This is a genomic window from Paenibacillus artemisiicola (assembly GCF_017652985.1).
GTDB lineage: Bacteria > Bacillota > Bacilli > Paenibacillales > Paenibacillaceae > Paenibacillus_Z > Paenibacillus_Z artemisiicola.
Window position 1 is genome coordinate 95,006 of record NZ_JAGGDJ010000016.1, and the last position, 23,877, is coordinate 118,882.

General features: G+C 65.2%; 20 protein-coding genes. 13 read left to right on the forward strand and 7 right to left on the reverse strand.

All coding sequences use genetic code 11. From position 1 onward, the window contains the following. Positions 1–136 precede the first annotated feature (136 nt). Positions 137–847, forward strand: coding sequence for a response regulator transcription factor (locus I8J29_RS18935; RefSeq protein ID WP_338113226.1), 711 nt, complete (start codon positions 137–139; stop codon positions 845–847). Continuing rightward, entirely contained in the window at positions 844–2,244 is a 1,401-nt protein-coding gene (locus I8J29_RS18940) for a sensor histidine kinase (protein WP_208849075.1), read from the forward strand. Before I8J29_RS18935 ends, I8J29_RS18940 begins: the two co-directional genes overlap by 4 nt. A gap of 280 nt (positions 2,245–2,524) precedes the next feature. Here I8J29_RS18940 and I8J29_RS18945 read toward each other — a convergent pair whose 3' ends face one another. Both I8J29_RS18945 and I8J29_RS18950 read right to left on the reverse strand, forming a co-directional pair. Continuing rightward, entirely contained in the window at positions 2,525–3,514 is a 990-nt protein-coding gene (locus I8J29_RS18945) for a LysM peptidoglycan-binding domain-containing protein (protein ID WP_208849076.1), read from the reverse strand. Between the two features lie 316 nt (positions 3,515–3,830). Next, positions 3,831–4,403 carry an NAD(P)H-dependent oxidoreductase gene (locus tag I8J29_RS18950; protein ID WP_208849077.1) on the reverse strand — a complete coding sequence of 191 codons (573 nt, stop codon included), beginning with the start codon at positions 4,401–4,403 and terminating at the stop codon, positions 3,831–3,833. Between the two features lie 120 nt (positions 4,404–4,523). On the opposite strand from I8J29_RS18950, the gene I8J29_RS18955 reads away from it, so the two are divergent. Both I8J29_RS18955 and I8J29_RS18960 read left to right on the forward strand, forming a co-directional pair. Continuing rightward, on the forward strand, positions 4,524–4,961 hold the full coding sequence (locus tag I8J29_RS18955) for a MarR family winged helix-turn-helix transcriptional regulator (protein ID WP_208849078.1): 438 nt from the start codon (positions 4,524–4,526) through the stop codon (positions 4,959–4,961). Positions 4,962–5,208: 247 nt separating this feature from the next. Beyond that, positions 5,209–5,613 carry a VOC family protein gene (locus I8J29_RS18960; RefSeq protein ID WP_090647252.1) on the forward strand — a complete coding sequence of 135 codons (405 nt, stop codon included), beginning with the start codon at positions 5,209–5,211 and terminating at the stop codon, positions 5,611–5,613. A 766-nt stretch (positions 5,614–6,379) separates the two neighbouring features. Here the strand turns inward: I8J29_RS18960 and I8J29_RS18965 are convergent. Continuing rightward, positions 6,380–7,042, reverse strand: a complete 663-nt coding sequence (locus I8J29_RS18965) for a GntR family transcriptional regulator (protein WP_208849079.1) — start codon at positions 7,040–7,042, stop codon at positions 6,380–6,382. Between the two features lie 251 nt (positions 7,043–7,293). On the opposite strand from I8J29_RS18965, the gene I8J29_RS18970 reads away from it, so the two are divergent. Continuing rightward, positions 7,294–8,412 (forward strand): mandelate racemase/muconate lactonizing enzyme family protein, encoded by a 1,119-nt coding sequence (locus tag I8J29_RS18970; RefSeq protein ID WP_208849080.1) that lies wholly within the window; start codon positions 7,294–7,296, stop codon positions 8,410–8,412. A gap of 201 nt (positions 8,413–8,613) precedes the next feature. Here the strand turns inward: I8J29_RS18970 and I8J29_RS18975 are convergent, their stop codons facing one another. Together I8J29_RS18975 and I8J29_RS18980 are read right to left on the reverse strand one after the other, a co-directional pair. After that, entirely contained in the window at positions 8,614–9,264 is a 651-nt protein-coding gene (locus tag I8J29_RS18975; protein WP_208849081.1) for a GntR family transcriptional regulator, read from the reverse strand. A 190-nt stretch (positions 9,265–9,454) separates the two neighbouring features. Continuing rightward, entirely contained in the window at positions 9,455–10,534 is a 1,080-nt protein-coding gene (locus I8J29_RS18980) for an ABC transporter substrate-binding protein (RefSeq protein WP_208849082.1), read from the reverse strand. A 396-nt stretch (positions 10,535–10,930) separates the two neighbouring features. Here I8J29_RS18980 and I8J29_RS18985 point away from each other — a divergent pair, with 396 nt between their 5' ends. From I8J29_RS18985 to I8J29_RS19015, 7 genes are all read left to right on the forward strand, one after another. Then, a complete protein-coding gene (locus I8J29_RS18985; protein ID WP_208849102.1) occupies positions 10,931–11,962 on the forward strand; it encodes a FecCD family ABC transporter permease in 1,032 nt (343 codons plus the stop codon). Next, positions 11,963–12,997, forward strand: a complete 1,035-nt coding sequence (locus I8J29_RS18990) for a FecCD family ABC transporter permease (protein ID WP_208849083.1) — start codon at positions 11,963–11,965, stop codon at positions 12,995–12,997. Between the two features lie 297 nt (positions 12,998–13,294). Further along, positions 13,295–14,836 (forward strand): MDR family MFS transporter, encoded by a 1,542-nt coding sequence (locus I8J29_RS18995; RefSeq protein ID WP_208849084.1) that lies wholly within the window; start codon positions 13,295–13,297, stop codon positions 14,834–14,836. Positions 14,837–14,872: 36 nt separating this feature from the next. Continuing rightward, positions 14,873–15,538, forward strand: a complete 666-nt coding sequence (locus tag I8J29_RS19000; RefSeq protein ID WP_208849085.1) for an acyl-CoA-like ligand-binding transcription factor — start codon at positions 14,873–14,875, stop codon at positions 15,536–15,538. Positions 15,539–15,906: 368 nt separating this feature from the next. Beyond that, positions 15,907–16,875 (forward strand): oxidoreductase, encoded by a 969-nt coding sequence (locus tag I8J29_RS19005; RefSeq protein WP_208849086.1) that lies wholly within the window; start codon positions 15,907–15,909, stop codon positions 16,873–16,875. Between the two features lie 259 nt (positions 16,876–17,134). Then, positions 17,135–18,163, forward strand: coding sequence for a lysylphosphatidylglycerol synthase domain-containing protein (locus I8J29_RS19010; protein WP_208849087.1), 1,029 nt, complete (start codon positions 17,135–17,137; stop codon positions 18,161–18,163). Next, complete coding sequence (locus tag I8J29_RS19015; protein ID WP_208849088.1) at positions 18,150–19,361, forward strand: glycosyltransferase family 4 protein; 1,212 nt, start codon at positions 18,150–18,152, stop codon at positions 19,359–19,361. The genes I8J29_RS19010 and I8J29_RS19015 overlap by 14 nt, the downstream gene beginning before the upstream one ends. A gap of 650 nt (positions 19,362–20,011) precedes the next feature. Here the strand turns inward: I8J29_RS19015 and I8J29_RS19020 are convergent. Together I8J29_RS19020 and dapA are read right to left on the reverse strand one after the other, a co-directional pair. Then, positions 20,012–21,214 carry an MFS transporter gene (locus I8J29_RS19020; protein ID WP_208849089.1) on the reverse strand — a complete coding sequence of 401 codons (1,203 nt, stop codon included), beginning with the start codon at positions 21,212–21,214 and terminating at the stop codon, positions 20,012–20,014. A 500-nt stretch (positions 21,215–21,714) separates the two neighbouring features. Next, positions 21,715–22,620 (reverse strand): 4-hydroxy-tetrahydrodipicolinate synthase, encoded by a 906-nt coding sequence (dapA, locus tag I8J29_RS19025; RefSeq protein ID WP_208849090.1) that lies wholly within the window; start codon positions 22,618–22,620, stop codon positions 21,715–21,717. Positions 22,621–22,744: 124 nt separating this feature from the next. Here dapA and I8J29_RS19030 point away from each other — a divergent pair, with 124 nt between their 5' ends. Beyond that, complete coding sequence (locus tag I8J29_RS19030; protein ID WP_208849091.1) at positions 22,745–23,656, forward strand: LysR family transcriptional regulator; 912 nt, start codon at positions 22,745–22,747, stop codon at positions 23,654–23,656. The last annotated feature ends 221 nt before the right edge of the window (positions 23,657–23,877 follow it).

A 23,877-nucleotide genomic window follows, 5' to 3' on the forward strand; every position in this document is an offset into this window, starting at 1 on the left:
GGGCGGTACGGTTCCCATCTTAGCGCCCAAGTGTGGCAAGCCGTTGGTGAAAGTGTGGAAAAACGATGGCACGCGCTTCGGGGCGCCGATGAGTTGGTATAATGGGGGAGACATTCCGAAGCGGGAGGATGGAACCGTGAGCGAGTATACGATCGGCGTCGTGGACGACGACTTGAATATCCGGGGCCTCGTCGAGGCGTATTTGCATAAAGAAAACTACCGTACCGTAGGGCTCGGCTCGGCGGAGGAAGCGTGGGAGCTGTGGCGCAGCGACCCGCCGGACCTGTGGGTGCTCGACATCATGCTGCCCGGCATGGACGGCTACGAGCTGTGCCGGCGCATCCGCGGCGAAGCGGACGTGCCGATCATCATGATTTCCGCCAAGGACAACGAGGTGGACAAAATCCTCGGGCTCGAGCTCGGCGGCGACGACTACCTCGTCAAGCCGTTCAGCCCGCGCGAGCTCGTCGCCCGCGTGAAACGCCAGCTGCAGCGGTGGTACAAGCACCGCGGGCAGGAGGAGCCGGCGCCGGCCTCGCCGGCGAACGCCGTCGACGTCGGCGCGCTGCGGATCCTGCCGGGCGAACGCCGTGTCTTCCTGGGCAAGGACGAGCTCGACCTGACGTTCAAGGAATTCGATCTGCTGCGCGCGTTCGCGGAGCATCCGAACCGCGCGTTCACGCGGGAGGAGCTGCTCGTGCTCGTGTGGGGCGACGATTATTTCGGCAGCGACCGGGCGGTGGATCACTTGATCAAACGGTTGCGCAAGAAGGCGGACGGGCTGCCGATCGAGGCGGTCTGGGGACACGGCTACCGGCTGCGGGCCGGGGGAGGGGACGAAGCATGAAGCTGCTGCATCAAATCAATTTGGCGTTCGGTCTGCTGCTGGTCGTCGTGCTGGGCATTACGGCGGTGATCATCCACTACGTGCTCATGGACCATTTCATTACCGCGCAGAAGCAGGAGCTGCGATCGCTCGGCACCTCCATGGCGTCCACGTTCTCCGTGCAGACCGCCGGCAAGCCGGTCGTGGTGCAAGGGTGGACCGCGTCGGCGGGACCGCTGCAGGCGAAGCTGACGGCCGCGGCGCCCAAGGGCGTCGAAGTGTACGTCGCCGACGCGGCGGGCAAGGTCGTGCAGAAGACCGGTCCGGCGAACGCGTTCACGAAAGCCGGCTTGCTGGACTCGGCCGCGATCAAGGCGCTGCCGGGCGAAGCCGCGACGGATCTGAAGACCATCACCGCCGTCGCCAAGAGCAGCGATTACATCATCAATACGAGCGTCATTCCGCAGGGCACGCTGACGCTGATGACCCCGCTCAGCAAAGTGAAGGCGGTCGAGCAGGACCTGTTCTTCCGGCTGCTGATCGCGCTCGGGGTGGGCGGCGCGCTCGCGGTCGCGCTCAGCCTGCTCATCACGCGCAAGCTGATCCGGCCTTTGATGGAGCTCCGGGACGAGCTGAAGAAGGTGCGGGAGCGCAAATTCGGCGAGGTCGGGCTCGTGCGGGCCGGCGGCGAGATCGGCGCGGTGGCGCGGACCGTCCACGAGCTGGCCGGCGAGCTGGAGCGGCATAACCGGGCGCAGAAGCAGTTTTTCCAAAACGCCTCCCACGAGCTGAAGACGCCGCTCATGTCCATCGCCGGTTACGCGGAGGGAATCCGCGACGGGGTGTTCGAAGGGGAGAGCTCGCGCAAGGGGCTGGACGTCATCCTCAGCGAGAGCGGGCGGCTGACGAAGCTCGTGACGGAGATGACGCTGCTCGCCAAGCTCGACAGCGAAGAGGATATTTTCCATGCGGCGCCCGTCAGCGCCGTGGAGATCGTCACGGAAACGATCGAGCGCATCAATCCGCTCCTGGCGGCAAGGGGGCTGGAGCTGCGGACGGTGTACAAAGGCGGCGCGGAGGAGCGGCGTCCGACGGTCAGCGCCGACCGCGACAAGCTGCTGCAGGCGCTCCTCAACATCGTCTCGAACGCGGCGCGCTACGCGAAGCGCGTCATCGTCATCGAGGTCGGCGCGGAGGGCGGGCACGTGTCGCTCGCGGTCGCCGACGACGGCAGGGGCTTCCCGGACAGCCTGCTGCCGCATCTGTTCCACCGGTTCGTCAAAGGCAAGGACGGCGAGACGGGGCTCGGCCTCGCGATCTCGCGCGCGATCGTCGAGCGCTGCGGCGGGCGGATCGCGGCGCGCAACGGCGAGGCGGGCGGCGCGGTCATCTCGCTGCGCTTCCCGCAGGCGACGTAGAGCGGCCCTCGGGCTGCGGGCAGAGCGGCGCGGAGCGGGAGCGGTTCCTACGGCACGCGCGGGTCAAGGAGGCTTGGCGCAGCAGGGAGAGCACCTGTTTGGCATGCAGAGCGGCGGGGGGCCGCCGAGCGTCACGGCCGCCCCCGCGCGGGGCCGGCGCGCAAGCCTCGCTTGCCGACAGGCGAGCCGACGCATGGCCGCAAACCGACAAGAGGAGCGCTTCCGCGCGTCATGACGACGCGGGAGCGCTCCTCTTTCGTTGCTGCGGATTCGGTTAGGCTTACTTCGAAGCGGGCTTTTTCGGAATCGTGAGGGACATGCCCGCCTTCAAGCCTTCGTTCTCGTCCAGGTTGTTCTGCTTCGCCAGGAAGCCTGCGTAGCTGCCGCTCTTGTAGAACTGCATGGAAATCCGGTAGAAGGTGTCGCCGGGACGGACCAGATAGGTCGCCGGCAGATTGACCTTCGAATAATCCTCGGCGTCCGGCTTCCCCGCATTCGACCCGGCGCCGGCCGGCAGCGCGGGGATCTTGATCGTGTCGCCGGGCTGCATATCGTTCACGAATACGATGCCGTTGCGCTCTGCCAGGAACGCGACGTACTGCTTGGAATGATAAAATTTCATGGAGATCGTCGACAGCGTGTCGCCCTTCTTCACGACGTACGAGGTCGGCAGCTTCGTGCCCGAGCCGCCGGACGAGACGGTCTTCGTGCCGCCGTCCGCCGCCGTGTCCTTCGGCGGGGTTGCGGGAGCTTGTCCGCCGTTCGAGCCCGAAGCGGCGCCGTCGCCGGCGGGTTTGTCCGATGCCGGAGGCGCGTCCGGCGTGTCCGTGGCCGCGCCGCCGGCGGCATCGCCGCCTGTCCCGTTAGTGCCTGCGCCGGAGGCACCCGCGCCGCCGTCCGCGGACGCGCCGTCGCTGCCGGAGGCGCCGCCTCCTGCGTTCGTGGCGCCGCCTGTGTCCGTCGCGCCGCCGGTTCCCGCGCCGCTTGCCGCGTTGGCGCCGTCGGACGACACCGGCGCGTCCGGGTCGGAGCCGGCGTTCTGCTGCGCGTCCGCGCCGTTCGCGGCCGATTGTTCGTTCGCGGCCTTGCCGCCGGCCTCCAGCGTCTTGTCCGAGTCTCTATGCGATGAATAAATGCTGTATAATACGACGCAAACCACGATCAGAAAAGCCCCGGTCGCGAGCAGCGTGCCGCTGGACACGGCCTTCTTTTCCCGCGCGCGCGCGGTCCGGGAGCGTCTGCCGCTTTCTGTCGAATGATTGTTCTGCATGGTATCCTCCCCTTGCAAAGCTTGTTTTGGCGTCCATGCTTTATATTACTATAATTTGCTAACCCGCGAAGCCGCACCCGGAAAATCAGTCCGTTGGCCCTATTCGCCGTCCGCGCGTCCGGATGCGGGAGCACGGACGCGGCGAAAGCCGGCAGGAGCCTGCCGGCTTTCGGACTAGGCAGCGATGCTTGGCTCGCTGTCGAATGCCGTCGCGCGGCGGGGCCGTTTGGCTTGGCTGCCAGCGGCGAGGGTGCGGCTTAAGCCGGGGCGGCCTGGCCCGTTGCCGTGCGGCGTCCCGGCCCGCGGCCCGCAAAGCTCAGCCCGCGACCGTTTTGAAGTACCGGTACACCTTCTCCAGCTTCCTGGCCTGCGCGCCGCCCGGCGTCTCCATCCGGCCGAACTCGAAAAACTTCGCCTTCCGGATGCCGACGAACCGGAACAGCGCCTTGCGCATCAGCACCTTGTGCGCGTTGTTCAGCCAGAAGAGCGGGTAGAGCGGCGGTCCCTTCATCGTCGAGACGCAGACGACGGATTTGTTCCGCAGGAGCCCTTCCGGCAGCAGGCCGCCCTGATCCCGGTAGGCGAAGCCGGACGCGAACATCCGGTCGATGTAGCCGAGGAGCATCGCCGGCGGGCGGCCCCACCAGATCGGATAGACGAAGACGATTTTGTCGGCCCAAAGGAGCTGCTCCCGGTGCGCCGCGAGCTCGGGATCGAGATGCATGTCCCGCCTGCGCACAAGCACGGGGTCGAAGCCGGATGCGTACAGGTCGAGCACTTGGACGTCCTTGACGGCCGCGTTTTCACCGCTGCCCCGGATCACCTGCTGCAGGAAGGCATGGCTCAAGCTTTCGTGCGTGGGATGGGCGAAGACGACGAGCATGTTCATAACGGCACCTCTTTTGTTATCATTTGATAATTAAACAATAGCACTGCCGCCGGATTGTTGTCAAATGATAATTGTTATTTGATAATAAGTTTGCTATGGTAGCGGGAAGAGGTGGTCCGCATGGACAAAAAAGCGCTGTTCGGCCAAGCGGTGGCTTTCATCACGGCCGTGCATCAGACGACGTTCGAGATGACGAAGGACTTTTCGCTCGGGGACGTGACGCCCGTTCAGTACGGGATCTTGGAATATATCGCGGTGTCGCAGCCGGTGACGCTCAGCGACATCAGCGACTGCAAGCACCTGTCGATGCCGAACGCGAGCCGCGAGCTCAAGAAGCTGACCGACAAAGGGCTGTGCGAGAAGCTCGGCGCCCCTGGGGACGGGCGGAAGCAGCATATCCGGCTGTCGCGCGAAGGGCAGGCGTTCATGGACGCGGCGTTCGCGCACATGGAGGCGCGGTTCAACCGGCAGCTCGCCGGCGCGACGGACGAACGGCTGGCGCGGCTGTCGGAAGCGATGGCGGTGCTGCGGGAGACGTTGTTTCGCGAAGAGCGGTGAACGGGCGGGCGCAGATGGTGCGGCTCGGCCGCATCGAACGGGATGGACGATAGCTAGGAAACGCCGGGAGAAGCCGGGAGAAGCCGAAAAAGCCGGAAAAAGCCGAAAAAGCCGGAAAAAGCCGAAAAAAGCCGAGAAGGGTTCGCCGGGAGCGGGCCGCTCGGTTTTTTGCGTTTGGCGTGGCGCGTCCGGGAAAGGTTGGCTACAATGGAGATAAAACGGCCCATCGGCCCAAGGAGGAGTTCGCATGAACTCGAATTCGCAAGGAGTCAACCGGCCTGGCACGGCCGCGATCGCCCCGTGGCTGGCGGTTCCGGACGGCGCGGCGGCGCTGGCGTTCTACACGGCCGCATTCGGCGCGGACGAGCTTTACCGGCTGGAGGAAGAGGCGGGGAAACCCGTCATCGCCGAGCTCTCCGTCGGGGGAGCGGGCTTCTGGATTCAAGAGGACCCGGCGGCCAGCCCGGCGCAAGGGGACAGGGGCTCGGTCCGCATGATTTTGACCGTGGCCGACCCCGATGCCGTCTTCGGCCGGGCGCTGGCCGCGGGGGCGGCGGAAATCGTGCCCATCGGCGAGGGTCACGGCTGGCGCATCGGACGGCTCGCGGATCCGTTCGGCTACCATTGGGAAATCGGGCGGCGGCTCGGCTGAGTTGACCGGAAAGTCGCAGGGGGCGGCGGCAGTAGGGCCGCCGTCAGGCCGCGAGACGTGCGCGGGCGGTGTCTCGCGCTGGGGGCTGCGGCAGAGGGACTGCCGTCAGGCTGCGAGTCATGCGCGGGCGGTGTATTGCGCTGGGAGCTGCGGCAGTAGGGCCGCCGTCAAGGCCGCGAGACGGCGCGGGCAACGGCAATGGGGCCGTCAGACTGCGAGATGTCCGCGATTCGTTTATCGCACCGGGCGAGGCGGCTTGAACGTTGGCTCGAGCCGAGGAGCATGCAGGAGCGGTTGCTTTGATCCGGCCCCGCCCGTCTTGTCGGGCGGAGCGGCGTCTCCTGCGCTGGGCGCCGGGGTGAGGGCTTTGTGCGGCGATGGGTTCGTTTTGCGGGCACAGGCGCCGCTATTTCGGCAAAACGGGCTCGTTTGGAGATGAAGCGGCCACACGTTCCGCTATTGCGAGGTTTTCGCGCGCGAAATAGGAGTTTTCCGGGCAATAGGTGCACCTGTGTCCGCCAAACCGCGTCAATCGCCGTAATTGTACCCAATAACGGCTCTCCTATCCGCTCGTTCGCGCGCCACGTCTTGGACAGCTTGCCGGCGAGGGGACTTGGCGGGAACTTGGCATCGCTATTCGCCTCCCGCAGCCTAAGGCGGGGCAAGCTCTAGTCCGAATAACGCCTTGCGGCATTTCATCATCCGTCGTCCCTCTGCCCGAGGCACTGAGGCATAACCAAACAAGGCAGCCCCCTCGGGGGCTGCCTTATTCGCGCATGAAGCAGAGCAGGTTGTCGTCGCCCTCGAGGTGCTTGACGATCGCTTCCCGGATCGCGCCCGAATCCTTCGTCCGGAACGCGTCCAGCAGCGCCCGGTGGTCCGTCTCCATATGCGCGAGATCGTAGAACGGCAGGTTCTTCGTGAAGTGGAGGCGGATTTGGTTCACGATGCTCTGCCACGTCAGCATGACCGTGCGTTCCGTCGCGAGCTCCAGAATCGTCTGGTGAAACCGGAGGTCGAGCTCGATCAGCCGGTTTTGCCCGCCGCTCGCGACGGCGTCGCGCATCTCGTCCGCGATCGCCGCGAGCTTCGCGAAGAAGCGCTCGTCCATGCTGCCGAGGTAGCGTCGGACGACGAACCATTCGATCTGGAACCGGACCGGAATCAGCAAATCCCGCACTTCGTCGAGGTTCAGATCCGCCACGACGGTTTCCTTGTAAGGATGCGAGACGAGCAGCCCTTCGCGCTCGAGCTGGCGGATGGCCTCGCGGATCGGTCCCCGGCTGACGCCCATTTGAGACGCAATGTCCATCTCCTTGATTCGCGCTCCCGGCGCCAAGTGGCCGTTCAAAATCGCTTCCCGCAGATCGGTCGTCACTTTCTCGCGCAGCGAGACGTTGGCTTGGGGCTTAAAGATGAAATCGGGCATAACGCCATCGCTCCTCTATCGGATCCGGCACGCGCCGGCCTCGTTATGACATGCATTATAAGGGAAGCCGGCGGAAAAAGCATCCCATTGTCGACGGCCGACAGTCAAATTAATATTGTTGACAATATACAAACCGGGAAACTACAATGAAGCCAAAATGAGAGCGCTCGCAAGCGTGCGTTTTAGCTTTCATGAATGCCGCGCGTACGCGAACCGCTTTCCACTTTCGCCGAAGGATGGGGATTGTCCGCATGAACATTACCGAAATCGAATCGATCTATTTGCGCTTGCCGGATTTGGACGCGGAGCGCTGCGACGGCACGCAGGATACGCTCCTGATCCGCGTGCATACGGACGAGGGCATTACCGGGTACGGCGAAGTCGACTCGGTCCCGCTCGTGGCGAAGGCCGCGATCGACGCTCCGCCGTCGCATGCCATCGCCACGGGCTTGCGTTCGCTCCTGATCGGGGAAAATCCGCTCGAGATCGACCGCCTGTGGGACAAAATGTACCGCGGCACGATTTATTTCGGCCGGGGCGGTCCGGCGATGCACGCGATGAGCGGCATCGACATGGCGCTGTGGGACATCGCCGGCAAGAAGGCGGGGCGTCCGGTGTCGGAGCTGCTCGGCGGAACGTACCGCAAGACGCTGAAGGCGTACGCCAGCTCGCTCATGCCGGACACGATCGAGGAAGCCGTGCGCTTGGCGGAGCAGTTCGTCTCCGAAGGCTACAAGGCGATGAAGTTCGGCTGGGGCCCGATCGGCCGCGACGCCGGGTTCGACGCCGAGCAGATCCGCGCGATCCGCGAAACCGCAGGCGCCGGCATCGACGTCATGATCGACGGCGGGCTCGCCTGGGATCTGAAGGGCGCGCTGCGGATGGCCGAGGTCTACGAGAAATACGGCGTATACTGGCTCGAGGAGCCGCTGCACCCGGAGGACCTCGCCGGCTACAAGGAGCTGTCGTCGCGGACGACGCTGCGCATCGCCGGGGGCGAGCAGGAGAGCGGCGTGACGGCGTTCCGCCGGCTCATCGAGGACGGCGGGCACGACATCGTGCAGCCGGACCTCGGCCGCTGCGGCGGGTTGACCGAAGGCAAGCGGATCGCCTATATGGCGAACGAGCGCCATAAGAAGGTCGTGCCGCATGCCTTCAAGACGGGCATCCTCGTGGCGGCGAGCACGCATTTCGCGGCGGCCATACCGAACGGCTTCATGATCGAGCACACGACGTCGGCGTCGCCGCTCGCGCGGGATCTCGTCTCCGAGCCGGTCGCGTTCAAGGACGGCTACGTGCACGTGCCGGACCGTCCGGGTCTCGGCATCACGGTGGACGAGGCCGTCATCGCCAAGTACCGGGTAGGCTAGGAGGCGCCTCGCAAACGGGCGAAACGGCCGTCATACCTCCGGTTCGCGGCAAACGGACCGCGATCCTCGTCATCCGCTGGAACGTTCAATTTCAAGCGAACGGCATTCCGTTGCGCTGAGCCGCGGACTTCGGCGCGCGCGAAAAAAACCGCCGTCTCCGCGCGGGGGCGGAAGCGGCGGCCGGGCACGGGACGGCCGGGCTCAGGTCGAATACCCGTGCCGGAGCATGTCCTCGCGCATCATGCGCTTTTGTTTGAAAATCGCTTCTTTCGCTTCCTGGTACTTCCCTTCGCGGAGCTTCTCGTAGATGGCCTCGTACAGCCTGCGTCCCGTATAAGGCCGGTTGCCGCCCTCCATCAGGCGGTAGGTGACCACGAAGAACAGCAGCTTGTCCTTGTGAAGCCGGAAGATATCGGTCATGTACCGGTTCCGCACGGCTTCGAGCAGCGTGAACATGAACAGGAAGCCGTTCTCGTAATAATCGCGGTACCGTTTGTCTTCGCTGGCGGCGATCAGTTCGTCCAGGTGACCGCGGGCTTTCGCGAGATCCAGCTCGTAGCCGAATTCGTCGATGGAGTCCAGGGCGTGCGAATACAGGGCGAACAGCAGGTCGAAAATATCGTACAGGTCCTTCACGTCGATGCCTTTGACGAGAATGCCCCGCTTATAGAGCGTCTGCACGAAGCCTTCCTTCTCGAGCAGCGCCACGGCCGAACGCACCGGCGTTCTGCTCATGCCGAGCCTGGCGGCCAAATCGCTTTCCGTGAAGACGGCGCCGGGCAGCAGTTCTCCGTCGAGGAGCTGCTTGCGGATCGATCGATAGGCGACTTCGACGAGCGGTAGGTCGGTCATGGGATAGTGCTCCTTTGTCGGGATCGGCGCAATTGCGTATACCCTCTAGTATATAGCGCCGTCTTCAAGCGCCGCAACCGGATGGCTATAGCCATAATCGGAACGATGCAATCGAAAACGCGGACGCCAAAGGCCGCGCCGCCCCATCCGGCAAACGGACGAGCGGCGCGGCTTACGTGCGCGGGGCGGGTTATGCGGGTTGCAGCAGCTTGTCCGTCAGCGCGCCGATCTGGCCGAGAACGGAGACGGGATCGAAGTAGAAATACGTCTTGTAGTCGAGCGGCACGACATGGCCCTGCTTGACGGCCGGAAGGCTCTGCCACACCTTGCTGCCGGTGATCGCCTTCAGCTGCTCTTCCGTCGTATCCGCGTAGGTTGAGAGGAAGATGTAATCCGCGTTCCCGATCTCCCCGAGCTTCTCCATCGAAATCTCCACGTACTGCTCGCCGTTGTCGATGACGTTCTGCCGCACCCAGTCCGGCGCCTCGAACTTCAGCGCATTGTAGATGACCTCGCCGCCGCGGCCGTAATTGTCGCCCATGATCGCCAGCGTCTTGCCGTCGGCCTCCAGCAGGACCGCGGTCGCGCCCGGCTTGATTTTGCCGGCCAGCTTCTCGCGAGCTTGCGCGGCCTTGGCGTCGTATTCCGCCTGCCAGGCGTCGGCTTCCTTCGTCCGGTTCAGCAATGCCCCGAACTGCTTCACCTCGTCATGGATGTTCTTGACGGAGGCGTATTCGATGAACACCGTCGGCGCGATTTTGGACAGGCTGTCGTATTCCTCGGCCAGCGTGTCGTTAATGACGATGAGATCGGGCTTTAGCGCCAGCACCTTCTCCGCGGAGGCCGGGGAGCCGATGTCGGTCATCGCGGCTTCCTGCTCCTTCAGGAACGGGCTGCCCATCCACCATTCCTTGCTGCCGCCGATCGGCCGGATGCCGAGCGACAGCAGCGTGCCGTGGTAGTAGCCCGCCACGATCCGCTTCGGGTTCGCCGGGATTTCGATATCGCCCTTGGCGGTATGGACGACGCGGGTCGCGTTCTCCGCGTTCTCCGCCGCGTCGCCCGCGTTCGCGTTCGCGCCTTTCGAGGCATTCGCGGGCGCGTTCGCTGCGGCCCCTTTGCCCGACGGGTCCGCGGTATTTCCGTTCCCGGCGGAGGTGCCGGCGTTCGCGCCGCTCCCGGAACCGCCGTTGGCGCCGCACGCGCCGAGGATGGCCACGGCGCCGAATAGCGCGACCGTCAGGATGGACAAGCGTTTGAATTGCGTCATGAATGCTGTTTCTCCCCTCGATATTGATAATCATTCTTACTCGAATGATAACAATTCTCACCGGAGGCGTCCATCCGTATTTTTCGTGGGAGCAATGCGCCGGCCCGCGAGCATGCTGCGGTTTGACCGTCGGGACGCGCGAAACGCCGCAGCAACCGCCGCAGCAACCGCCGCAGCGGCCGACGCTCACGTCGCGCGGCCGCGGGATCCTTGCGATTCATCGCCGAAAACATTCGGCGGGACGAACATTCGGCATTGACACTGAGAATCATTATCAATAGAATTGGATAGAGACCGGCCTTCCTGCGCCGGAAGGCCCATTCAAGAGAGACTGGAGAATTTCCTATCGTGAAAACCTTGTCGCATTCCCCTCGGCACGACGCGCCGGATGGCGCGCTGCCGGATCATGGCACGCAGCCGAAACGCCTTCATTCCCGGCCCAAGACCGCCGTCGCGGTCCTCTTCTTCGGCTTGCTCGCGCTCGTGGCCGGCGTCGGTATTTCCGTCTCGTTCGGCGCGGCGGACATCGGCTTCCTGACGGTATGGGAAGCGGTCTTCCGCTATCATCCGGACTTGACCTCGCATCAGATCATCCGGGAGCTCCGCCTTCCGCGGGTGCTCGGCTGCGTCATGGTCGGCTTGTGCTTCGGCGTGTCCGGGGCGATCATGCAGGGCATGACGCGCAACCCGCTCGCGGATTCGGGACTGCTCGGCCTGAACGCGGGCGCGGGCTTCGCGCTCGCGATCTGCTTCGCCTTCTTCCCGGGGCTGCCGTACGGGTATCTAATCCTGTTCTCGTTCGTCGGCGCCGCGCTCAGCGCCGTTGTCGTCTTCTCGCTCGGCTCCCTCGCGAAGGGCGGGCTGACGCCGGTCCGGCTCGTGCTCGCCGGGGTGACGCTGACCGCGCTCCTGACGGCGTTCAGCGAAGGGCTGCAGCTCTATTTCCGCATCGGCCAAGACATGGCCTTCTGGTTCGCCGGGGGCGTCGCGGGGACGAGATGGACGCATCTTAAAATCATGGCCCCGTGGATCGGCCTCGCCTTGGCCGGCGCGATCGCGCTCTCGCGGTCCGTCACGCTGCTCAGCCTCGGCGAGGACGTCGCCAAGGGACTCGGGCTGCGCTCCGGCCCCGTGAAGGCTGCTTGCACGATCATCGTCGTCGTGCTGGCCGGATCGGCCGTGTCGGTCGTCGGCGCGGTCTCTTTCGTCGGCTTGCTCGCGCCGCACGTGGCGCGCAAGCTCGTCGGCATCGACTACCGGTGGATCATTCCGGCGTCGGGCGTGCTCGGCGCGGTGCTGGTCACGTTCGCGGACCTGGCCGCGCGCACCGTCCGCCCGCCGTACGAGACGCCGATCGGGGCGTTGATCGCGCTCATCGGGGTTCCTTTCTTCCTCTACCTTGCGAACAAGGAAAGGAGGGAGCTGTAGATGCGCGCCTATGAACCGTCCGCAACGGAGCTGCGCAAGCGCAAACGCAACGCGCTGACCGTCATCGTGCTCCTCGCTTTGATCGCCCTGGCGTTCGTGCTCAGCATGGACACCGGCTTCATCCGGCTCTCGCCGCTCGATCTGCTGCGCACGCTGTTCGGCGCCGGCACCGATCAGCAGCATCTCATCCTGTTCGACTTCCGCCTTCCTCGGATCGTCATCTCGATCCTGATCGGGGCCGGCCTCGCCGTCTCCGGCTGCGTGCTGCAGGCGATCTCCCGCAACGCGCTCGCCGACCCCGGCATTCTCGGCATCAACGCCGGCGCGGGGCTCGCCGTGCTCGTGTTCGTCGCCTTCTACTCGTCGGCCGCGGCGGCGCCCGCGTTCGTGCTGCCGGTCTTGGCATGGATCGGCGCCGGCGGCGCGGCGCTGATCGTGTTCGCCATCTCGTACCGCCGGCACCGGGGCTTATCCTCGAACCGCCTGCTGATGAACGGGATTGCGATCAACTCCGGCATCTCGGCGCTCACGATCGTCATCTCGCTGCGGTTGAACCCGGATCAGTTCCAGTTCGTCGCGACCTGGATGGCCGGGAGCATCTGGGGCAAGGACTGGAGCACCGTGCTGGCGCTGCTGCCGTTCATCGTCGTCCTGCTGCCGTTCGTGTTCTACAAGGCGCACACGGCGAACGTGCTGAACCTCGGCAGCTTCACGGCGACGGGGCTCGGCGCGGCCGTGGGCCGCGAGCAGATCCTGCTGCTCGCGGCGGCGGTCGGCCTCGCGGGTTCGTGCGTCGCGGTCAGCGGCAGCATCGGCTTCGTGGGGCTCATCACGCCGCACTTGGCGCGCCGGCTCGTCGGCGCCCGCTATCAGATCCTGCTGCCGACGACCGCGCTCGCGGGCGCGCTGCTCGTGCTCGTGGCCGATACGCTCGGCCGGTGGATGCTGCAGCCGTCGGAGATTCCGGCCGGCCTCGTCGTCGCCGTCATCGGCGCGCCGTACTTCCTGTACCTGCTCGTCCGTTCCAAAAACTAGCCTTGTATGGATGAGAAGAGCTTGCTTCGTTCATTTTCCGTTCATAATCGGCGGGTAACCTTGATCTCGAAACGCGAGATGGGAACCCGCCGCGGCATGGCCATGCCGAAGGCGCCCGCGCGCTTCCCGATAAGCACGCGGGCTTTTTGTCTTTCGGCGGCCGTCGACCGGCGCAACTCGTCCGGGGCTGCGGGCTTCACGGAAACGAAATAATTTTGACAGTTAATTTAAATTGACAGTCACTCTTATTTTGAATACACTCTCACTTAGACGCGCGAAAGCGAGGAGGGCAAGGTTTTGACACGTACCAACAATAAAGCACTGATCGTGATCGGGCTCATTATCGGGATTATTTTCTCGGAGCTGGACGAGACGGTCGTCAGCACCGCCATGCCGACGATTATCCGGGATTTGAACGGATTGTCGCTGTACGGCTGGGTGGCCGGCATTTACATGCTGACGATGACGTCCTTCATGCCGATTCTCGGCAAACTGGCCGACCTGTACGGCCGCAAGAAAATTTATATGCTCAGCATGGGGCTGTTCATCGCCGGCTCGATCGTGAGCGGCTTCGCGGAAAACATGCCCGTGCTGCTGCTCGGGCGCGGCATTCAGGGGATCGGCGCCGGCGGCCTGATGCCGCTCGCGATGGTTATCTTCGGGGATACGTTCACCGTGGAGGAGCGGGCGAAGACGCAGGGGATCTTCGGCGCGATCATGTTCGTGCCGCAGCTGCTCGGTCCGCTGCTGGGCGGTTATCTGACGGAGCATATCTCGTGGCACTGGATTTTCTGGGTCAACATTCCGGTCGGCGTCCTCGCGGCCATTGTGCTGTCGGCGGGGCTGAAGGAATCCAAAGGCAACAAGAACGCCAGCATCGACTGGGCGGGCGCGTTCCTGCTCGTCGGCGCCATCGTGGCGCTGCTGCTGACGCCGGTGCTGCACGAGACGGAGGGCTACGCCTGGAGCTCGCCGGCGCTGATCGGCCTGTGGGCGGCCGGCGGCCTGCTGCTGCTCGTCTTCGTCTTCGTGGAGCTGAAGGCGAAGGAGCCGATTCTGCCGATGCATCTCTTCAAGAACCGGACGTTCGTCGTCCTGTCGCTGATCGTGTTCACGCTCGTCTGCGGCGTCATGGGCTCGTTCGCGTCGTTCCCGTTCTTCGCTCAGAACGTGCTCGGCCTGACGCCGATCGCGTCCGGCTATCTGACGCTGCCGCTCATGGTCGGCGCCGTGCTGTCGAGCGTCGTGTCGGGACGGCTCATGACGAAAGTGCCGTACCGCAACATTTTCGTCGTCTCCATGCTGCTGCCGGCGCTGGCTTTCTTCCTGATGACCGGCGTCGACATGCATACCAAGATTATCGCGCTCGTCGGCTGCTTCGTTATTTTGGGCCTCGGGTTCGGGGTGCTGTTCAACAACAACCTGATCGTGCAGGAGTCGGTCGCGAAGGAAAACAGCGGCGTCGCGCTGACGTCCGTCACGCTGTTCCAGTCGTTCGGCATGACGATCGGCGTCAGCATCTTCGGCAGCCTGCTCGCGGCCAAGATCTCGTCGGGCATCGGCGAGCTGGCCGGCAAGGTGCCCGCGGACGCCGCGCAGGAGCTCGGCCGCGCCGCCCAGGGCGGCATTCCGAAAGGGCTTGACCCGACGCTCGTCGAGCAGATCAAAGGCGTGTTCTCGGCGGCGTTCCAGCATCTGTACTGGGTGTCGTTCGCGTTCGCCCTGCTCGTCGTCGTCGTCTGCCTGTTCCTGAAGCGCGAGGTGCTGACGATGTCGTCCAAGGAGAAGGAGCAGCAGCAGGCGGAAAGCGCCGGCGCGGCGCTGGATACGCAAAGCTGATACCTGCTAAAATAGGGGGAAAGAGGTGATGCGGCCATGACCCCGGACCATCCGGAATACGCGAAGCTCGGACTGCGCGAGAAGAAAAAACTGAAAACCCGCCGGACGCTGCAGCAGCAGGGAATCCGTCTCTTCCGCGAGCAGGGCTACGCCGCGACGACGATCGAACAGATCGCCGAGGCGAGCGAGATCTCGCCGAGCACGTTCTTCCGCTACTTCCCGACGAAGGAAGCGCTCGTGCTCGAAGACGACGACGACCCGCTCATGGTCGAAGCGTTCCTGAGGCAGCCCGCGGAGCTGACGCCGATCCAGGCGTTCCGCGCCGCTTTGCGGGAAGGCTTCTCTTCAATGGCCGCGGAGGAGAAGGAAGGCCTTGCCGAGCGGATCAAGCTATTGATTCAAGTGCCCGAGCTGCGAGCCGCCTCGCTCATGCAAATGAACGAAACGCTGCTGATGATTGCGCGGCTGGCGGCGAAGCGGACGGACCGTCCGGAGAATGATTTCGAAATCGTCCTGTTCGCCGGGTCCATCATGGGGGCGATGATGGCCGTGCAGCTGTACTGCGCGGACCACCCGGAAGCCGATTTCATCGAAGTCGTCGACCGGGCGATGGCGCGGTACGAAGCGGGCCAGCCGCTGGGGACGCTCGGCCGCGAGGAAGGCGGGACCGGAGCCGGAGCGGCGGACTCCGGTCGGCGATAAGCCGCATTAAGCCGTTTTGGGCGGCGCATACTAAAGACGATCGTTTTTCGGCATTCGGCCGGAGAGCGGTCGTCTTTTTCGTCGTCATGGTTTGTTTAGTGAACCGTTCATGTCGGGATATATAAAATAGACAAAATATACTTATTTTGTTTACATAGATTAATGCGCGTGATATAGTAAGGGGGCTGCCGGACCTGTAACCGCGACCCCTCGGCTTCCCGGGACGCCGGGCGGATGGGAAGGCATGTCCGAAGCTCCGGGGCGGATAGCCCGGTGCAGCGCCGCGAATGACATCGATCCCTGGCCCAAGCACATGCGGAATCGGCGCCCGCTCAGACGGGACGTTCACTTACAAGGAGGTTATCTTCATGACGAATAGCTCCACCTATACCCCTACCCCGCAAGCCCCGATCCATTCGGGCTTCGGACCGGCCTCGACCGCGCTGGAGGTCGCCCGCGGCCTCGATCTAAGCGGCAAAGTCGCCATCGTAACCGGCGGCCACTCCGGCCTCGGCCTGGAAACGACGCGGGCGCTGGCGAAAGCCGGCGCGACCGTGATCGTGGCCGCGCGTTCCCCGGAACAGGCGGCAACGGCGCTGGCCGACATCCCGAATACGGAAGCGGATACGCTGGACTTGATGGATCCGGTATCCATCGACGCGTTCGCGGAGCGCTTCCTGTCCTCCGGCCGGCCGCTCCACATCCTAATCGCCAACGCCGGCATCATGGCGCCTCCGCTCGCGCGCGACGAGCGCGGTTATGAATCGCAGTTCGCGACCAACCATCTCGGGCACTTCCAGCTGACGCTGCGCCTGTGGCCGGCGCTCAAGCGCGCGGGCGGCGCGCGCGTCGTGTCGCTGTCGTCCGCGGGCATCCGCTTCGGCGGCGTCGACTTCGAGGATCCGAACTTCGAGCGGCGGGACTACGACAAGTGGAAGGCGTACGGCCAGTCGAAATCGGCCAACGCCCTGTTCGCCGTCGAGCTCGACAAGCGGGGATTCGCCGACGGCATTCGCGCGTTCTCCGTGCATCCGGGCAGGATCGCGACGGAGCTGGCGCGCTTCTTGTCCGAGCAGGAGCGCGCGATCGGCGGCGACTACAAGACGACGGAGCAAGGCGCGGCCACGAGCGCATGGTGCGCGGTCAGCCCGCAATTGGACGGCAAAGGCGGCGTCTACTGCCTGGATTGCGATATCGCCGAACCGATCGGCGAGTTTACCTTGAACGGCGTCGGCCAAATGCTGCAGGGCGTGCTGCCCTGGGCGGTCGACCCCGCAATGGCGGAGCGGTTATGGACCTTGAGCGAGGACATGACCGGCGTGAAGCTGCCGGGCTGATTCGAACCGTTCCTTTATACGGTCTGCCAAGCCCAAATCGAGCCCTGGCCTAATCGGCGTCCACCATCCCAACACGGCAATAAGCGGCGGCCGCGATCCGGAACTTTCCGGGTCGCGGCCGCTGTTTTTCGTGGCTCGGCTTCCGCTTCCCCGGCATCGAAAAACTTCATGCAAAATGCCATTCTTGATGACACTGCGCAAACAGTTGGGCCTTATTATTGAGTGATGGCTTCGGGCGAAGCCGGGAAGGTGGTGCAGGGTGGGGGCGATCCGAAGGTTGGCGTCGCCGGCGCTGAAGGTTGCGCTGGTCGCGCTCGTTGTCTTCTTCGTCGTGCGGAACGTTCCGCTGAAGCTGTCCGATATGGAATCGTTCCTCGCGCATGCCAGCGTGCAATTCTACGCGTCCATGCTGGTGTTTTCGTTCTTCCTCATGCTGCAGGCCGGCATTTGGGTGCTGATCGTCAACGCGGCGGGAGCGGAAGCGGTCCGCAGGAAAGCCGGCGTCAGGCTGGGGCTGCTGCAAGGATTGCGGATTTTCATCGACTCGCAGTTTGCCAAGTACCTGCCCGGCGGCTTCTGGAATTACGCGGGCCGGGTCGTGCTCGCTTCCCGGGCCGGCGTCCCGCTGGATGCCCAGCTGTCTTCCATCGTGTACGAAAATGTCCTGCTCGTGTCAGCGGCGCTCTGCTATGCGTTGATTCTGCTGGTCAGTTTGAATATTGCTCCGGTGTTGTGCATCGTTGCCGTTCTCGCGGCGTTCGCGCTGGCATACGTCTATTACGACAGGAGCTTGGCCTTGGTCCGCCGGCTGTTCGCGGTCGCCTCCCGGTGGCGGCTGCTGCGGCGCGCGGCCGCGAAGTTCTCGGCCATCGCCGGAACGAACGCCTCCGATGCCGTGCCCGAAGGCGAAGCGGGAACGGGCGCGGTCCTGTCGCGCAACCGGTTTTTCGGGTATTTGATCTGTTTTCTCGGCAGCCACTTCATTATGGGCATCGCGTTCTGGATGCTGACGAACAGCTTCGGCCGCGGCAGCATCGGGATCGCTTACGCCGCCGGCACGTTCGCCACCGCGTGGCTGCTCGGCCTGTTCAGTCCGCTTCCTGGCGGACTCGGGGTCCGGGAAGGCTTTCTGGTTTATTTTCTGTCGCTCCGGCTCGGCGCCGAGACGGCGCTTTATATTTCGGTCATCGCGCGGTTGTGGAACATGATGGCGGAAGTGATGTTTTGGGCCGTCGTGCGGGCGGCCGGCTATTTGACGAGAAGGGTGAGGTCCTATGACGAAGCGTAGAAAAATCGTTCTCGTAACAGGCGTGTTCCCGCCGGGCATCGGCGGCATGCAGAATTACTACTACAACCTGGCGCTGCACAGCAAGCATGACATGACCGTGGTCGCGCCGGAATATCCGGAGAGCGATGCCTTCGATAACGGACTGCCGTTTCGGATTTCGCGCGGGGCGTTCATGCGCAACGAAAGCGTGGACGTCACGAGCTGGGGCCGCCTGCTGCGCCAGGTCCGCCGGACGATGAAGAGCGAGGAACCGGACGTGACGATCTACGGCTACGTGCTGATCGGCTTTATCGGCCTGCTGCTTCGGACCCTCGGCGGCCGGCGCTACGTCATTTCGACGCACGGGATGGATATGCTCATGTTCCGGCGGTTCGTCGGGCTGAACGCCGTCGTGAAGCTGATCTTGCGCAAGGCCGACGGCGTGCTGACGAACAGCCTGTTCACGAAGAAGCTGGTGGAGGATTACGGCGTCGATCCGCGCCGGATCGGTCTCGTCAATCCCGGCGTCGAGCGCGTCTACGAGAAGCAGGAGCCGGACGCGGAGCTGATCCGCCGGCACGGGCTGGAAGGGAAGCACGTCATCCTGTCGGTCGGCCGGCTGGTCACGCGCAAGGGCCATGATCGCGTCATCGAATCGATGCCCGCGATCCTGCGAGAGATTCCGAACGCCGTCTACGTGATTGTCGGGGACGGGCCCGACCGGGAGCGCCTCGGGCAGCTGGCCCGGGCGAAGGGCGTGGCGGACGCGGTGATCTTCGTCGGCAGCGTCAGCGGCAGCGAGCAGGTGAACGACTACTACAACCTGTCGCACCAATTCATCATGGTCAGCCGGGAGCTGGAACGCGGCGACGCGGAAGGCTTCGGCATCGTCTACCTGGAAGCCGCGTCCGCGGGCGTGCCGGTCATCGCCGGCCGCTCTGGCGGCGCGTCGGAGGCGGTGCTTGACGGAGAGACGGGCCTGCTCGTCGATCCGGCGTCCGTGGCCGACATCGCGGCCGGCGTCGTCCGGCTCGCGCGCGACACGGCGCTGCGGGAGCGGCTCGTGCGCGCCGGCTACAAACGCGCCAAGACGGAGTTCCAGCACGAGGTGCTCGCGGAGGGCTTCGACCGCTACATCGGCCGGATCTGCTCGCTGCCGGCCCCGGGCATGGCGCGCCGCCGGCTCGCGAGGGAATCCGCGCGCGAGAACGCGCGGTAGCGCGGACGGAGCCGCGGGGCTTGGCCGTGTGGCTGCTCGCGCGGCGGCAGACGCGCCGCCGGCTGCGGCTTGCGTGGATCGCGGCGCTATCGGCGGGCCGCGTTTGGGGCCTCGGGGGAGCGGGGGCGGCCGGGACGCGGCGGGAGAAGCGCCTGGCTGGGCTGGCCCCGCGAGATAGCGGCGCCGTGGCTTGGTGGCCGGCGAGATAACGGCTTGCACGGGGCGCGGCGTTGCCGGTGGCCCGCGTTTGGGGCGGCCGGGATGCGGCGGAGAAGCGCCGGGCTGGGCGGAGCTGGCGAAGTGGCGGCGCGTGCCCGGCTGGCTTTCGGCACCGTGGTCACTTGCCTTATGGTAAGTGGCTCGGCGGTCAGGAGATCCGCTATAGGTGACCATCGGCGGCTGCGGCGGACTTTCGCGGACCCAGGATCCGCTATTGGCGATAAACGTAGGCGATTTGGGGTTGGCGGAGCGGAATAAGCGCGCCTGTGTCCGCCAAGCGTCGGAAAGGCGCCGAATCGGCGAAATAGCGGCGCTTGTGCCCGTTGATCCATAAAAAGGAGCTGTCCCGGAAGTCGTCGACTTTGCGGAGACAGCTCCTTTTATGTCCGGGACGCGGTTCTGCCGGGGGCTTCCGCGTGGCCCGTATAGAATTAGCGCCGCACGCGGTGAAGCGCCCAGACGACGAAGCCGAACAGCACGGAGCCGCCGCCGGCCAGGCAGACGCCCCGCCAGCCGCCGTGATTCCACGCGAAGCTGCCGAGGGACGAGCCGATGGCGCCGCCGAGAAACGTCGTGACCATCTGCACCGTGTTGATCCGGCTTCGCGCCGCCGGCTCGAGGGCGTAGATGCGCGCCATGTTGGCCACCTGGGTGCCCTGGACGCCCAGATCCATCAGCAAGACCCCCGCGATGAGCGCCCACAGCCAACCGCCCCAAGCGCCGAACAATAAGAAGGACAGGACGTTCAGCGCAAGCAGGACGCCGATGATTCGTTCCGTGCGGAAACGGTCCGCCATGCGGCCGACGATCGGCGCGCCGAGCGCCCCGGCCGCGCCGACGAGGCCGAACAGGCCGGCGATCCGGCTGCTGTAGCCGTATGGCGGTCCTTCGATGTAAAAGGCCAGCGCCGTCCAGAAGACGCTGAACGCGGCGAAGTTGGCGGCGCCGATCAGCGCCGACTCGCGCAGCGTGGCGTACCGTTTCACGAGGCTGCCCATGGACGCCAGCAGCTGGCCGTAGCGGAGCTCGGCCGAGGGCCGGTTCGTCGGCAGTTTGACGCGAAGCAGCACGAGCAGCGCGAGCATGGCCGCGGCCGCGACCGCGTACATCACGCGCCAGCCCCAGGTGCCGCCAATCAGGCCGGATACCGTACGCGTCAGCAGAATGCCCAGCAGCAGGCCGCTCATGACGGTGCCGACGGCCTTGCCCGATTCCCCGGGCGCGGCGAGCGTCGCCGCCAGCGGGACGAGAATTTGCGGCACGACGGTCGTGACGCCGACCGCGAGGCTGGCGATATAGATCCACGGGAGATTTTGCGCGGTGGCGACGCCGATTAACGACAGGCAGACGAGGGCGAGCAGAACCGTGATCAGCCCTTTGCGCTCCTTGATGTCGCCGAGCGGCACGAACAGGAACATCCCGAGCGCGTAGCCGATTTGCGTGCAGGTGGAGATCAAGCCGACGGAATCGGGACCGACGCCGAAGCTGCGTCCGATATCCGCGAGCAGCGGCTGGTTATAGTACAGGTTGGCGACGGTCATGCCGGCGGACAGCGCCATGAGCAGCAGCAGCCCGCGGGAAAGCGCGGTAGTGCCGCCCGGGGCGGCCGTGGACGGTAAAGCGTGTTCGGACATAAAAACGAGTTCCTTCTTTCTGTTTGGCCGCGGCCGCGGGAGGCGGCAGGAGGGAGGCCGGTCCTTTCCGGCGGCCGGGCGCGAATGGCCTACAGAGCCATCATACCAGATCGGCGCGCGCGGGTAACCCGGTTCGGCGAGTAATCATGCTATCGGACGGGCGAACGCAGTCTGTGTTCCATGCAACAATCGTTAAGCTGTTCAGATCGCTGCTTCCGTACCGTGCCGGGTTCGTTAACGGGTTCAATACAGCCGGCCGGCGGCGCGGCACGTCCTCCGTCCAACGCAAGGTCCAATAGCGTGTTCAAATCGCCTGATTCAATACCGAGCGGGGTCAATCAACGGTATTCGAGACGAGCCGCCGATAGCGAACGCGACGCTAGCAAGGCACATCAGCCAATCGCCGGTGTGTCCCGGGCGTTTTGAACCCGTGCCGGTTCGTCCCGGGCGTCTGGAACCGTTCCGGTTCCGTCAACGGGACCCGAGGCAGCTTGAATCGGTCAACCGCTTTGCTCTTGCCCCAGCCGACCCAGCGCCTCCTCCAACTCCCGCTGCAGCTCTTCCGCGATCGGAAGCAGCGGCAGCCGCAGCGCGCCGGAATCGAACCGTCCCTGCCGGGCCAGGAGCCACTTCAGCGGCGCGGGATTGGCGTCCGCGAACAGCAGGCGGACGAGGGGCGCGAGCGCTTCGAAGGCGCGTTCGGCACCGGAGGCGTCGCCTTCCCGGAACCGCCGGTATACCCGGGCGAACGCATCGGTCCGGACGTTGGCCGACGCCAGGATGCCGCCCGCGGCGCCCTGGCGCAGCATGGCGGGGAATAGCGCGTCCTCGCCGCACAGGATCGGCTTCCGGACGCCGCGCCGAATCATGGCCTCAAGCAGCTCCATGCCGCCGGAGCTGTCCTTCATGCCGACGACGCCGTCCAGCGCCAGGATCTCCGCGGCCGTCTCTTCGCCGAGCCGAACGCCCGTGCGCGCGGGAATTTCGTAGACGACGATCGGCAGGCCCGCCTCCGCCGCGCGGCGGAAATGCGCGACGATGCCCGCCTGCGACGGCCGGCTGTAATACGGCACGACGACAAGCGCCGCGTCCGCCCCGAGCTCGCCCGCCCGCGCCGTCCGCTCCAGCGTGGAACGGGTATCGTTCGTGCCGGTCCCCACGATAATGGGCACTGTTTTGCCATGTCTGGCCATGGCGGCTTTCGTCCAGCGTACGAGCGACTCGACTTCGCTCCAGGCGACCGTCGGCGACTCGCCCGTCGTGCCGTTGACGACGAGTCCCTGAATGTCCCGTGCGAGCAGCGCGCCGAGATACCGGTCGTACGATGCCTGGTCCAACGCGCCGTCCGCCGCGAACGGCGTCACGACCGGGACGAAAATGCCATGCAATTGCTGTTCGGTCAACATGTCCGCACCTCCGAAAATTGTTTTTGGCGACACCCGTAATGTAGCATAGGAATTCACATCGGAGTTATCTATAATAAATGATCATACGCATCAATATTATTGATGATGAGGAGCGGAACGCATCATGGATCTGATCTATCTGCAAACCTTTCGCGAAGTCGCGCTGCGGCAGAGCTTCACGCGGGCGGCGGAGGAGCTCGGCTACGCGCAGTCCAGCGTGACGACGCAAATCCAGAAGCTCGAGAAAAGCTACGGCGCGGAGCTGTTCGAGCGGTTCGGGCGGGGCTTGCGGCTCACGCAGGCGGGCGAGGAGCTGCTGAAGATCGCCGCGCAAATGCTGGAGCTGCACCAGCAGGCGAAGGAAAAGCTGACCCTGCAGGGCGGAGGCACGCTGGCGATCGGGACGATCGACTCCGTCGCGTCGTATTATTTGCCGCCCCATATCCAGCGGCTGCGCCGGGCGTATCCGGAGCTGGCGATCCGGCTGCAGGCGGACCGCGAGGACGCGATTCTGCACAAGGTCCGGGAAGGCGAGCTGGACGCGGGGTTCATCCTGGACAGCGGAGCGGCCGACCCCGCGCTGCGATGGACGGCGATCCGCGAGGAGCCGCTCGTGCTCGTCGCGCATCCGCTCCACCCGCTGACGAAGACGGAAGCGGTCGGGCTGGCGCAGCTCGCCGGCACGGAATGGTTCATGAGCGAGGATACGTGCAATTACCGCGTCATGCTGGAGAAGGTGCTCCGGGCAAACGGCATCCCGTACCGGGTCGGCCTCGAGCTCGGCAATCCGGAGGCGATCAAACGGTGCGTCATGGCCGGCGACGGCATCGCGCTGCTGCCGCGCATGGCGGCGGCGGAGGAAATCCGCCGGGGCGAGCTCGCCGCGCTGCCGTTCGCCCATCCCGAGCTGCGGCTGGAGCTGCGGCTCGCGATGCATCCGAAGAAATGGATATCCCGGGCGCTGGCGGATTTTATCGCCGGACTGTCCGGCGCGGCGCCCGGCCCGGCCGAGGCGGGCGAGACGGGCGCGGGCTGACCTGGGCCAGACGGCGCGATGTCCGCGGGCGTCCGCCCGCGTCCGCGATTCCGCGCCTAAGTCGGCCGGTCCCGCTCGCGTGCGCGATTCCGCGCCGGCGACGCCCGCCCGCGTCCGCGATTCCGCGCCTAAGTCGGCCGGTCCCGCCCGCGTGCGCGATTCCGCGCCGGCGACGCCCGTCCCGCGCCCATGGCGGCTCGCGCGTAAGTCAGCCCGCCCCA

Excerpts from the sequence above, each read along its gene's own strand:
- I8J29_RS18940 (WP_208849075.1), top strand. The coding sequence starts at position 844 with ATGAAGCTGCTGCATCAAATCAATTTGGCGTTCGGTCTGCTGCTGGTC.
- I8J29_RS18945 (WP_208849076.1), bottom strand. The coding sequence starts at position 3,514 with ATGCAGAACAATCATTCGACAGAAAGCGGCAGACGCTCCCGGACCGCG.
- I8J29_RS18950 (WP_208849077.1), bottom strand. The coding sequence starts at position 4,403 with ATGAACATGCTCGTCGTCTTCGCCCATCCCACGCACGAAAGCTTGAGC.
- I8J29_RS18955 (WP_208849078.1), top strand. The coding sequence starts at position 4,524 with ATGGACAAAAAAGCGCTGTTCGGCCAAGCGGTGGCTTTCATCACGGCC.
- I8J29_RS18960 (WP_090647252.1), top strand. The coding sequence starts at position 5,209 with ATGAACTCGAATTCGCAAGGAGTCAACCGGCCTGGCACGGCCGCGATC.
- I8J29_RS18965 (WP_208849079.1), bottom strand. The coding sequence starts at position 7,042 with ATGCCCGATTTCATCTTTAAGCCCCAAGCCAACGTCTCGCTGCGCGAG.
- I8J29_RS18970 (WP_208849080.1), top strand. The coding sequence starts at position 7,294 with ATGAACATTACCGAAATCGAATCGATCTATTTGCGCTTGCCGGATTTG.
- I8J29_RS18975 (WP_208849081.1), bottom strand. The coding sequence starts at position 9,264 with ATGACCGACCTACCGCTCGTCGAAGTCGCCTATCGATCGATCCGCAAG.
- I8J29_RS18980 (WP_208849082.1), bottom strand. The coding sequence starts at position 10,534 with ATGACGCAATTCAAACGCTTGTCCATCCTGACGGTCGCGCTATTCGGC.
- I8J29_RS18990 (WP_208849083.1), top strand. The coding sequence starts at position 11,963 with ATGCGCGCCTATGAACCGTCCGCAACGGAGCTGCGCAAGCGCAAACGC.
- I8J29_RS19000 (WP_208849085.1), top strand. The coding sequence starts at position 14,873 with ATGACCCCGGACCATCCGGAATACGCGAAGCTCGGACTGCGCGAGAAG.
- I8J29_RS19005 (WP_208849086.1), top strand. The coding sequence starts at position 15,907 with ATGACGAATAGCTCCACCTATACCCCTACCCCGCAAGCCCCGATCCAT.
- I8J29_RS19015 (WP_208849088.1), top strand. The coding sequence starts at position 18,150 with ATGACGAAGCGTAGAAAAATCGTTCTCGTAACAGGCGTGTTCCCGCCG.
- I8J29_RS19020 (WP_208849089.1), bottom strand. The coding sequence starts at position 21,214 with ATGTCCGAACACGCTTTACCGTCCACGGCCGCCCCGGGCGGCACTACC.
- dapA (WP_208849090.1), bottom strand. The coding sequence starts at position 22,620 with ATGTTGACCGAACAGCAATTGCATGGCATTTTCGTCCCGGTCGTGACG.
- I8J29_RS19030 (WP_208849091.1), top strand. The coding sequence starts at position 22,745 with ATGGATCTGATCTATCTGCAAACCTTTCGCGAAGTCGCGCTGCGGCAG.